11 protein-coding genes are annotated in these 10,672 nt (G+C 66.2%); 9 read left to right on the top strand and 2 right to left on the bottom strand.

Annotation, left to right across the window (positions count from 1 at the left end; genetic code table 11):
• Both Q0C59_RS16140 and Q0C59_RS16135 read right to left on the bottom strand, forming a co-directional pair.
• Window positions 1-797: aldehyde ferredoxin oxidoreductase N-terminal domain-containing protein (locus Q0C59_RS16140; RefSeq protein WP_291217367.1), on the bottom strand; the 797-nt coding region annotated here is incomplete at its 3' end.
• Window positions 798-839: 42 nt separating this feature from the next.
• The gene (locus tag Q0C59_RS16135; protein ID WP_056275763.1) at window positions 840-1,316 is read right to left on the bottom strand and encodes a 4Fe-4S dicluster domain-containing protein; all 477 of its coding nucleotides are present in this window, start codon (window positions 1,314-1,316) and stop codon (window positions 840-842) included.
• 453 nt (window positions 1,317-1,769) lie between these two features.
• Between Q0C59_RS16135 and Q0C59_RS16130 the strand changes: the two genes are divergently transcribed.
• The 9 genes from Q0C59_RS16130 to Q0C59_RS16090 all read left to right on the top strand — a co-directional run.
• Window positions 1,770-2,237 (top strand): (2Fe-2S)-binding protein, encoded by a 468-nt coding sequence (locus Q0C59_RS16130; RefSeq protein WP_291217365.1) that lies wholly within the window; start codon window positions 1,770-1,772, stop codon window positions 2,235-2,237.
• A 10-nt stretch (window positions 2,238-2,247) separates the two neighbouring features.
• Window positions 2,248-4,626, top strand: a complete 2,379-nt coding sequence (locus Q0C59_RS16125) for a xanthine dehydrogenase family protein molybdopterin-binding subunit (protein ID WP_291217363.1) — start codon at window positions 2,248-2,250, stop codon at window positions 4,624-4,626.
• 10 nt (window positions 4,627-4,636) lie between these two features.
• Window positions 4,637-5,428 carry a xanthine dehydrogenase family protein subunit M gene (locus tag Q0C59_RS16120; protein WP_291217360.1) on the top strand — a complete coding sequence of 264 codons (792 nt, stop codon included), beginning with the start codon at window positions 4,637-4,639 and terminating at the stop codon, window positions 5,426-5,428.
• Window positions 5,425-6,336: a MoxR family ATPase gene (locus tag Q0C59_RS16115; RefSeq protein ID WP_291217358.1), complete on the top strand. Its 912-nt coding sequence runs from the start codon at window positions 5,425-5,427 to the stop codon at window positions 6,334-6,336. The genes Q0C59_RS16120 and Q0C59_RS16115 overlap by 4 nt, the downstream gene beginning before the upstream one ends.
• Window positions 6,337-6,346: 10 nt before the next feature.
• Window positions 6,347-7,522, top strand: coding sequence for a VWA domain-containing protein (locus Q0C59_RS16110; RefSeq protein WP_291217356.1), 1,176 nt, complete (start codon window positions 6,347-6,349; stop codon window positions 7,520-7,522).
• Between the two features lie 32 nt (window positions 7,523-7,554).
• The gene (locus Q0C59_RS16105; protein WP_291217354.1) at window positions 7,555-8,124 is read left to right on the top strand and encodes a CoxG family protein; all 570 of its coding nucleotides are present in this window, start codon (window positions 7,555-7,557) and stop codon (window positions 8,122-8,124) included.
• Between the two features lie 14 nt (window positions 8,125-8,138).
• Window positions 8,139-9,227, top strand: a complete 1,089-nt coding sequence (locus Q0C59_RS16100; RefSeq protein ID WP_291217352.1) for an XdhC family protein — start codon at window positions 8,139-8,141, stop codon at window positions 9,225-9,227.
• Window positions 9,224-9,916 carry a nucleotidyltransferase family protein gene (locus tag Q0C59_RS16095; protein ID WP_291217349.1) on the top strand — a complete coding sequence of 231 codons (693 nt, stop codon included), beginning with the start codon at window positions 9,224-9,226 and terminating at the stop codon, window positions 9,914-9,916. The genes Q0C59_RS16100 and Q0C59_RS16095 overlap by 4 nt, the downstream gene beginning before the upstream one ends.
• A 40-nt stretch (window positions 9,917-9,956) precedes the next feature.
• Window positions 9,957-10,672: GAF domain-containing protein (locus Q0C59_RS16090; protein WP_366518872.1), on the top strand; the 716-nt coding region annotated here is incomplete at its 3' end.

Raw genomic sequence — 10,672 nt, 5'->3', positions numbered from 1 at the left:
AACTGCACGTCGCGGTGGTTGCGGGTGGGCAGCGCGCCGATCTCGTTGATCACGTTCATGAGCACCTGTGTGCCGTAAGCCGGCAGGCCCTGGCCCGTCACGGCGTTCTCGGCCAGGATTTTCTTCTTCTCGAAGGTGGTTTTCATGAAGGCCTTGGGGTCGCGGATGTTGCCCACGCCCTTGGTACCGCGCACGGCAATGGCCTTGAGGTTCTTGCTGCCCATCACGGTGCCCACGCCCGAGCGGCCAGCCGCGCGGTGCAGGTCGTTCACCACGGCGGCGTACAGCACGCCGTTTTCACCGGCCTTGCCGATGCTCGACACGCGCACCAGCGGGTCCTGCAGGCTCGACTTGAGGGCTTCTTCGGTTTTCCACACGCTCTGGCCCCAGAGGTGGCTTGCGTCGCGCAGTTCAACATCGTCGTCGTTGATGTAGAGGTAGACCGGTTTGGGGCTCTTGCCCTCGAAGATGATCATGTCCCAGCCGGCCATCTTGAGCTCGGCACCCCAGTAGCCGCCCGAGTTCGAGCAGGCGATGGCGCCGGTCAGCGGGCTCTTGGTGATGACGGTGTAACGACCCCCGGTGGAGGCCATCGTGCCGGTCAACGGACCGGTGGCCCAGATGATCTTGTTCTCAGGCGCCAGCGGATCGACCTTGGGGTCGACCTCGCTCACCAGGTACTTGCTGCCCAGGCCGCGAGAGCCGATGTAGGCACGTGCCCACTCGGTGTTGAGCGGTTCGGATTTCACGGTGCCCGCGGTCAGGTTGACGCGGAGGATTTTTCCAGCCCATGACATGTTGATGCTCCTTCAGTTGATCAGTTGGGGTCGCGCAAGGCGTCAGGCTGCAGAGGGTTGGTTGCCCAGCTTGTCGGCCCACTGCTTCATCTTGTCCATGCCGGTCCAGTTGGCATCGATGAACGTGATCGCTGCGGTCGGGCAGGCTTCGGCGCAGGCCGGCTCGCCACCGCACAGGTCGCACTTCTGGACCTTGCCGGTTTCCTGGACGTAGTTGATGGTGCCGAAGGGGCAGGCGATGGTGCAGACCTTGCAACCCACGCAGGTGGTCTCGTTCACCACCTTGGCGCCGGTCATCTTGTCCACCGTGATGGCTTCCACCGGGCAGGCGTGCAGGCACCAGGCTTCGTCGCACTGCGTGCAGGTGTAGGGCACCTTCTTGCCGGTGTGGTGGAAGTCAAAAACCTTGATGCGCGACTTCGACGTGGCGTAGGTGCCGTAGTTCTCGAACGAACACGCCATTTCGCACTGCAGGCAGCCAGTGCATTTGTCGGGGTTGATGTGTAGGACTTTTTGCATACGTGTCTCCGGGTGTGGGTAGAGGCCTGACCGTTGGTGCTTTATGCAGACCTCTTCATACGATTGTTTGGTGGTGACCGCGATTCATATTCAGGGTTTACCCGAAACTGAACGGCGGTCCTTCAAAAAGTCTCAGTTTGAGACAGCGTTTTTCAACACCGCAGTGCGCCATGTCCGAGCACTTTTCTGGGGTACCAGGGCAAAAGCGACCGCTTGTTTCGGGGCACAGGAAACGAAGGGGCCCCATGAACTGAAATGCATAAGACAACGTATGCAACCAATATCCTAGGTAATTGAGACCATCCAAACGCTCGATCGGCCTTCCATTGAATGGCGTCAAGTCTCAAATTGAGAATGATTGAAAACGGTCAATTGAATTGAGGGTTATCACTCAATTCGACGCTCAAACGAGCGTGCTTCACTCGCGCTTTCCCACAACACCAGGAGACAGACATGCAGGTTCAACTGAAGGTCAACGGGAAAGCCGTGACCGTCGACGCAGCGCCCCACACGCTGCTGGTTCAAACCCTCCGCGAACACCTCAAACTCACCGGCACCCACGTGGGTTGCGACACCGCACAGTGCGGCGCATGCACGGTGTTGATGGACGGGCGCGCGGTGAAGTCTTGCAACATGCTGCTGGCCCAGGCTGCCGGCAGCGAGGTCACCACCATCGAAGGCCTGGCCGCTGCCGACGGCACCATGCACCCGATGCAAGCCGCCTTCAAGGACTGCCACGGCCTGCAATGCGGCTTCTGCACACCCGGCATGGTGTTGAGCGCGGTGAGCCTGTGTCACAGCCACCCCAACGCCAGCGCAACAGAAATCCGCGAAAACCTCGAAGGCAACCTGTGCCGCTGCACCGGTTACCAGAACATCGTCAAGGCCGTGCAGCAGGGTGCTGTGGCCATGAAGGCATAAGGAGCGAGACATGGGTGCCATCGACTTCGCCAAGCTCCCCCACATCGGGGAATCCCTCCTGCGCAAGGAGGACTACCGTTTCCTCACCGGCGCCGGCCAGTACACCGACGACATCGTGCTGGCCAACATGCGCCAGGCGGTGTTCGTGCGCTCGCCGCACGCGCACGCACGCATCATCAGCATCGACAAGTCGGCAGCTCTTGCCGCGCCCGGTGTGGTCGGCGTCTTCGACGGTGAAGACGTGGCGGCCGACAAGATCGGTGGCCTGCCCTGCGGCTGGCTCATCACGGACACCCAAGGCCAGCCCATGAAGGAGCCGCCCCACCCGATCCTGGCGCACGGCAAAGTGCGCTACGTGGGCGACCACGTGGTCATGGTCGTGGCCGAGACGCTGGAGCAGGCCAAGAACGCCGCCGAGCTCGTGGTGGTGGACTACGAAGCCCTGCCAGCCGTGGTGGATGTGCGCGACGCGATGAAGCCCACCGCCACCGCGCTGCACGACGCTGCACCCGGCAACCACTGCTACAAGTGGTCCATCGGCGACCAAAGTCAGGTGGACGCTGCGTTTGCCAACGCCGCGCACGTCACCAAGATTGACCTGGTCAACAACCGCCTGGTGCCCAACCCGATGGAGCCGCGCGCGGTGATCGGCTCGTACAACCGCGCCGGTGACGACTACACGCTCTACGTGTCGAACCAGAACCCGCACGTGGAGCGCCTGCTGCTCACCGCCTTTGTGATGGGCCTGCCCGAACACAAGGTGCGCGTGATCGCACCCGACGTGGGCGGTGGCTTCGGCGCCAAGATTTACCTGTATGCCGAAGACGTGTGCCTGACCTGGGCGGCCAAAAAGCTCAACTGCGCGATCAAGTGGAACTGCGACCGATCGGAAGCGTTTCTGTGCGACGCGCATGGCCGCGACCATGTGACCCACGCCGAGATGGCGCTCGACAAGGACGGCCATTTCCTGGCCTTCAAGGTGCACACCGACGCCAACCTCGGCGCCTACCTCTCGACCTTCTCCACCGCCGTGCCGACCATCCTGTACGCCACGCTGCTCGCAGGACAGTACAAGACGCCGCAGGTGTTTGTGGAGGTGGATGCGTGGTTCACCAACACCGCCCCGGTGGACGCCTACCGCGGAGCCGGTCGGCCCGAGGCCACTTACCTGCTGGAGCGCATCGTCAGCCGCGCGGCCTGGGAGACCGGCCTCTCGCAGGACGAGATCCGGCGGCGCAACTTCATCACCGAGTTCCCGTACCAGACGCCGGTGGCCCTGCAATACGACACGGGCGATTTCCCGCAGTGCCTGCAAAAGGCGAACGAGCTGCACGACATGGCCGGACTGCCCGCGCGAAAGGCCGCGTCCGCCGCCAGGGGGCTGGTGCGCGGTGTGGGCTACAGCAGCTACATCGAGGCCTGTGGACTGGCGCCCAGCAACATCGCCGGTGCGCTGGGAGCGCGCGCCGGTCTGTTCGAGTGCGGCGAAGTGCGCGTGCACCCCACCGGCAGCGTGACGGTGTTCACCGGCTCGCACAGCCACGGCCAGGGCCACGAGACCACGTTTGCGCAGGTGGTGGCGTCGCGCCTCGGGCTGGACCCGTCGCAGGTCGACATCGTGCACGGCGACACTGGCCGCGTGCCCTTCGGCATGGGCACCTACGGCTCGCGCTCCATCTCGGTGGGCGGTGCGGCCATCATGCGGGCGCTCGACAAGATCGAAGCCAAGGCCAAGAAGATCGCCGCCCACCTGATGGAGACGGGCGACGCCGACGTGGACTTCGCCAACGGCGAATTCACCGTGAAGGGCACCGACAAGAAGGTCACCTTCGGCCAGGTCGCGCTCACCGCCTACGTGCCGCACAACTACCCGCTGGACAAGCTGGAGCCGGGCCTGAACGAGACCGCGTTCTACGACCCGACCAACTTCACCTTCCCGGCTGGCACGCACATCTGCGAAGTCGAGATCGACCCCAACACAGGCGTGGTGCGGGTCGACCGCTTCACCGCGGTGGACGACTTCGGCACCATCATCAACCCGATGATCGTGGAGGGTCAGGTGCATGGCGGACTGGTGCAAGGCATTGGCCAGGCGCTCATGGAGCACTGCGTGTACGACCGCGAGACGGGCCAGCTCGTCACCGGTTCGTTCATGGACTACACCATGCCGCGCGCCGACGACTTCCCCGACTTCGTCCTGGGCCATGTGTGCACGCCTTGCACCACCAACCCGCTTGGCACCAAGGGCTGCGGCGAAGCCGGCGCCATCGGTTCACCACCGGCCGTGATCAACGCGGTGCTCGACGCCTTGGCGCCGCTGGGCGTAAAAGACCTCGACATGCCGGCCAGCCCCAACCGCGTGTGGACTGCGATCCAGGCCGCGAAATAAGGAGAACAACATGTACGCATTCACCCTTGAACAGCCCACCACCCTGGCCGACGCGAAACGCCTGACCGCAGACGGCGCACAAGCCCTGGCCGGTGGCCAGACCATGCTCGCCTCGATGAAGCAGCGGCTCATGCAGCCCGAACGCCTGGTGGACCTGGGCAACGTGACCGAGTTGCGCGGCATCAAGGTCGATGGCCAGCGCGTCGTCATTGGCGCCATGACCCGCCACCAGGAAGTGGCCAACCACGCCGAGGTGCTCAAGCACATTCCCGGGCTGGCCGCACTGGCCGACGGTATCGGCGACCGCCAGGTGCGTGCCATGGGCACCATGGGGGGCTCGGTGGCCAACAACGACCCCGCCGCCTGCTACCCCAGCGCGGTGCTGGGCCTGGGCGCCACGGTGCACACCGACCGCCGCACCATCGCTGCCGACGACTTCTTCCAGGGCCTCTACACCACAGCCCTCGAAGCCGGTGAGCTGATCACCGCGATCAGCTTCCCCGTGCCCACGAAGTCGGCGTACGCCAAGTTCCGCCAGCCTGCTTCGCGCTTTGCGCTGGTGGGCGTGTTCGTGGCACAGACGGCGGGTGGCGTGCGCGTGGCCATTACCGGCACCGGCAACGGCGTCTTCCGCCACGCGGGGCTGGAGGCAGCGCTCAACAAGAGCTTCACACCCGATGCGGTGAACGCCGTGGTGATCGACGCCAGCGAGATCAACGGGGACCTGCACGCGAGCCAGGCCTACCGCGCGCACCTCATCAAGGTGCAGACGCAGGTGGCGGTGGCACTGGCCAACGCGTGAGCAAGTCACCCGCCACCCCGGCTGTGGACTCCATCGACAGCCTGACCCACGCCCTGCAAGGCGTGGGTTACCACGCACCACGGCGGCTGGCCACCGCCGTGTTCCTCGCCATGAAACTGCAGCGACCGCTGCTGCTCGAAGGCGAGCCCGGCGTGGGCAAGACCGAACTGGCCAAGGCCCTGGCCAAGGTGCTCGGCCGGCCGCTCTTGCGCCTGCAGTGTTACGACGGCATGGAGCAACGTGAAGCGCTCTACGAGTGGAACCACACCGCGCAGTTGCTGCACATGCGCGCCGCCCAGAGCACGGCCACACCCGACGAGATCGAGCGCGAGGTCTACCAGGCGCGCTATTTGATCCGTCGCCCGCTGCTGCAGGCGCTGCAGACGCCGGCCCCCGGCGCGGTGCTGCTGATCGACGAGGTCGATCGGGCCGACGAACCCTTCGAAGCTTTTCTGCTGGAGTACCTGGGCGAATACCAGGTGAGCATTCCCGAGCTCGGCACCATCTCGGCGGTGGCCGCGCCCCTGACCATCCTCACCAGCAACCGCACACGCGACCTCAATGACGCCGTGAAGCGCCGCTGCCTTTACCAGTGGCTGGACTACCCCGAGCGCGAGCGCGAACTCGCCATCGTGCGAAGCCAGGTGCCTGAAGCGAGCAATCAGCTCACCGAACAGGTGTCGCGCTTCGTCTCGCGCCTGCGCAGCCAGCCGTTTTCCAACGCCTTCCAGCGCGGCCCCGGCATCGCCGAGAGCGTGGAATGGGCCAAGGCCCTGGTGGCCCTGGACACCCTCACGCTGGACCCCGAGGTGATTCAGGACACGGCTGGAATTCTGTTCAAGCAGCGTGAAGATGTGGCGGCGCTGCTTCCCCTGTTGGACCAACTGCTGGCACCCGAACCCGTCTGAGGCCTTCGTCATGATCCTCGGCGACGCGCGCAGCGGCAAGCTGCCGGACCACATCACCGCTTTTGGAAGAGCACTGCGCCGGGCCGGCGTGCCGGTGGACAGCAGCCGCATGGCGCTGGCCATCACCGCCACACACGCTGTGGGTGTGGAGCGCAAAGACGACCTTCGCGCCGCGCTTGAGGCCGTGCTGGTGAGCCGCCAGCAAGACCTGGGTGTGTTCGGCGAGATGTTCGAGGCCTTCTTTCGCAACCCCGAACTGGCGCAGCAACTGCTCTCGCAGATGCTGCCCAAAGCCGCCAAGGCTCACCCGGTGCGGCGCAAGGCGCGCGTGCAGGAGGCGCTGAGCGTGGCCGGCCTGAAGGCACGCACGCCCAACCAGGGCGAGACCGATCTCAAGTTCGACGCGGCCATGAGCGCGAGCGACCAGCAGCGCCTGCGCCAAGCCGATTTTGCCGGCCTGTCGGCCAGCGAATTCCGCCTGATCGAGCAGTTGGTGCGCGACATCCCGCTGCCCTTGCCGCCCGTGCGTTCACGGCGCGAGCGCGCCGGCACACGCGGCCACCGACCCAACTGGCCACGCGCCCTGCAGCAGGCCCGCAGGTTTGACGGCGAGCTGCTGCACGTGCCCATGAAAACGCGCCGCCTGCAGCCGTTGCCGTTGCTGATCCTGGTCGACATCTCGGGCTCGATGGAGCGCTACGCCCGCCTCCTGCTGGCCTTTTTGCACCAGGCCACGCGCGGCACACCGCGCGCAGCCTTCGCGTTTGGCACACATCTCACCGACCTGCGCACCGCCTTCCGCCACAGCGACACCGACCAGATGCTGACGATGGCCAACGACGCCATCGACGATTTCGCGGGAGGTACGCGCCTGGGTGAATCCCTGGCCGAGTTGCGCACCCAACACCGCCGCGTGCTCGTGGGCCGGCGCACCGTGGTGCTGCTCATCACCGACGGCCTGGACACCGGCGAAGCCGAGGCGCTGGACACCGAACTGCAATGGCTCAAGCGCCACAGCCGCCAGCTGCTCTGGCTCAACCCGCTGCTGCGCTTTGACGGCTACCAGCCCCTGGCCAGCGGTGCCGCCGTGCTGCACCGGCACGCGCACGGCGCGTTGGCCGTGCACAACCTCAGCCGCCTGGAAGACCTGGCGCGCTCCATGGCCGCGCTGATGCAGCGGACCTGATCCTCTTTTCCTCACACACCGGAGATTCCAACGTGGACATGCAAGGCACCCGGCAACTCGCCGTCACCCAACAACAGGCCTGGGAAGCGCTCAACGACCCGGAGATCCTCAAGACCTGTATCCCGGGCTGCGAGAAGTTCGAGCTCACCGGTGAGAACACCTACGCGGTGGGCACGGCCATCAAGATCGGTCCGGTGGCCGCGCGCTTCAACGGTCGCGTCGTGCTGTCCGAGATCGTGCCGCCTGCCTCCTACAAGCTCGGCTTCGATGCGCAGGGCGGCGTGGCCGGCTTCGGCAAGGGCGAATCGGCCGTGCTGCTCACGCCCAACGCGGGAGGCTGCGAACTCAGCTACACCGTGCACTCCACCGTGGGCGGCAAGATCGCGCAGCTCGGCCAGCGCCTGATCGACGGCGCGGCCAAGTCGCTCGCAGAAGACTTCTTCCGCCGCTTTGACGAAGAACTGCAACGTCGGTACCCGGCCGCCACCGGCGAGGTGGTGGCCCTGCCCGAGCCCACCGCCAAGGCCGGTCTGCCGGCCTGGGTGTGGGGTACCATCGCCGTCCTCGTCGCAGCAGCGGTGTACCTGGCCACGCGGCGCTGAAGGAACCCACACACATGGAAAACCTCGACGTCACCGTCCTGCGCACGCTGCACGGTTGGCGCGCCCAGGGGCAGCGTGCCCTGCTCGCCACCGTGGTGCGAACCTGGGGCTCGTCCCCGCGCCCGGTGGGCTCCATCATGGCGCTGTGCGAGAGCGGTGCGGTGGTCGGCTCGGTCTCGGGCGGCTGCATCGAAGACGACCTGATTTACCGCTACAGCCGCGCCCACCAGACCGAGGCCAGCACGAACGTGGCAGGCATCACGCACGAGATTCCCGACAGCACGCCGCAGCGCGTGACCTACGGCGTGAGCGCGGACGAGGCCCACCGCTTCGGCCTGCCCTGCGGCGGCACGCTGGAGCTGGTGCTCGAATTCAACCCCGACCCTGCATCGCTGCTCGCGCTGGTGCAGACCCTGGCCGATGGCCAGATGGTGCAGCGCCGCACCGACATCGGCAGCGGCCGCGTGGAGTTGCGCGCGGTCACCGCGCCCTCGCCCTTGATCGACGACGGCGAGGTGCTCGCCAACACCTTCGGACCCGAATACCGCATGCTGCTCATCGGCGCTGGCCAGCTCACCGAGTACCTCGCCACCATGGCGCTCTTCAGTGGTTTTGCGGTCACCGTGTGCGACCCGCGCGAGGAGTACCGTGCTTCGTGGTCGGTGCCCGGTGTGGCGCTGGCGACCGGCATGCCTGACGACGTGGTGCACGACTTCAAGGTGGATCGCCGAAGCTGTGTGATCGCGCTCACGCACGACCCCAAGCTCGACGATCTCGCCCTGCTCGAAGCGCTGGACACTGAAGCTTTCTACGTGGGCGCCATCGGCTCGCGCCGCAACAACGAAGCGCGCCACGCCCGTTTGATCGAACACTTCGAACAGACGGCGGAGAGCCTCGCTCGCCTGCGCGGGCCGATCGGCATCTACATCGGCAGCAAGACCCCGCCCGAGATCGCGGTGAGCATCATGGCCGAGGTGCTGGCGGTGAAAAACGGCGTGCCGCTGCCGCGCGACATGGGTGTGGCCAATGCCAAGAACGCACTCTCCGATGGCACCGCCGAGCCGTCCGGTCTGACCTGCTTCTCACCCGCCTCCACCCGGTGAATACACCCACCGCATCACAGCCGTTGCGCACCGGTGTGCTCATCCTCGCTGCGGGCGCAGGCCGTCGCATGGGCGGGCGCGCCAAGTGTCTGCTGCAGGTGCAAGGCCAGAGCCTGCTGGAGAGGCTGGTGTGCGCGGTGCGCGGACTGGGGCTGCACACGCCGGTGCTGGTGCTCGGCCACCACGCCGCCGAGATCCAGGCGCACCTGGCGCACTGGCCCGAGCACCTCACACCGCGTCAGGTGGTCAACCCGGCACCCGAAGACGACCCGGCTTCCTCGCTGCACACCGGCCTGCGCGCACTCGATGCCGATGTGCAGGCCGTGATGGTGCTGCTGGCCGACCAGCCGCTGATCAATGCGGCCGACATCGGTGCCGTGCTCGGCGCGTTCCAGCGTCGCCCTGCTGGCAGCAAGGTGCTGGTGCCCACCGTCGATGGCGTGCCCGGCCACCCTGTCATGTTTGACGCCGCGGTGCGCGCCGACCTGCTGGCGGCCCCGGGTACCAGCCTGCGCGAATGGCGGGCTGCCCACCCGCAAGCCACGTGGTCCTGGGCAGGCGACAACGCGCATCACACGCGCGACCTCGACACGCCCGCTGATGTGGACGCCCTGGCACGCGACACAGGCTGGGTCTGCCGCTGGCCAGAGCCTGCAGCGGGGGTTAACACCGATCCCGCAAGCGCTTGAGCACTGCACTGCGGCGTTCAAACACTGCTTTAATTCCAGTGTGAATTCCCACCCGCAGTCACCGCCGTCCCACCCGCAACGCCTGGCCCTGATCGAGCAGGCGCGCAAATCGGTGCTGGACACGCGCGACCCGAACGCGCCCGCGGCGCTGTCACCGTGGATCGACCGCTCGTGGCGGCGCTGCCTGGGTATGGGCTTCAACCCACACCAGCCCATCGCCTTTGACGCGGTGACCCAGAGCGCGGTGCGCAACGCCATTGACGCCAACCAGCCGCTGTTGCGGGCCGCAGCGCCGGTGATCCAGTCGCTCACACGGGCCATGGCCAACACGCGCTATTTCGCGATCCTCACCGACGCCAGTGGCCTGGTGATCGACGTCAACGGCCCGGTGGACCGCCACAACCCACAAGCCGCCAGCATCGCGCGAGTGGGTGTGGACCTGTCCGAACGCGCGGTGGGGACCAGTGCCATCGGCGCCACGCTGGCCGAACTGCAGCCGGTGTGGCTGCACCGGGGTGAACACTTCTTCGACGCCACCAGCGTTTACAGCTGCGCGGGTGCGCCCATCTGGGGACCTGATGGTCAATGCGTCGGCATGCTCGACCTCACCGGCGTGAATGTGGTGGAGCAACCCGCGCTCAAACACCTCGTCACGCAGTCCGCGCGCAGCATCGAAAACGCGCTGGCGCTGGCGCGGCCTCACCGCCTGCTGCTCAGTCTCAACTGGCCTGGCCAGTCTCTCGGCGGTGACAGCGA

Source organism: Hydrogenophaga sp., from assembly GCF_022844385.1.
GTDB lineage: Bacteria > Pseudomonadota > Gammaproteobacteria > Burkholderiales > Burkholderiaceae_C > Hydrogenophaga.
Note: the sequence above shows the minus strand (reverse complement) of the source record. Positions and strands in the feature narration are given on the sequence as shown.

What these genes read in the sequence shown, in the direction of transcription:
- Q0C59_RS16130 (WP_291217365.1), top strand. Translation starts at nt 1,770, where the DNA reads ATGCAGGTTCAACTGAAGGTCAACGGGAAAGCCGTGACCGTCGACGCA.
- Q0C59_RS16120 (WP_291217360.1), top strand. Translation starts at nt 4,637, where the DNA reads ATGTACGCATTCACCCTTGAACAGCCCACCACCCTGGCCGACGCGAAA.
- Q0C59_RS16135 (WP_056275763.1), bottom strand. Translation starts at nt 1,316, where the DNA reads ATGCAAAAAGTCCTACACATCAACCCCGACAAATGCACTGGCTGCCTG.
- Q0C59_RS16110 (WP_291217356.1), top strand. Translation starts at nt 6,347, where the DNA reads ATGATCCTCGGCGACGCGCGCAGCGGCAAGCTGCCGGACCACATCACC.
- Q0C59_RS16100 (WP_291217352.1), top strand. Translation starts at nt 8,139, where the DNA reads ATGGAAAACCTCGACGTCACCGTCCTGCGCACGCTGCACGGTTGGCGC.
- Q0C59_RS16125 (WP_291217363.1), top strand. Translation starts at nt 2,248, where the DNA reads ATGGGTGCCATCGACTTCGCCAAGCTCCCCCACATCGGGGAATCCCTC.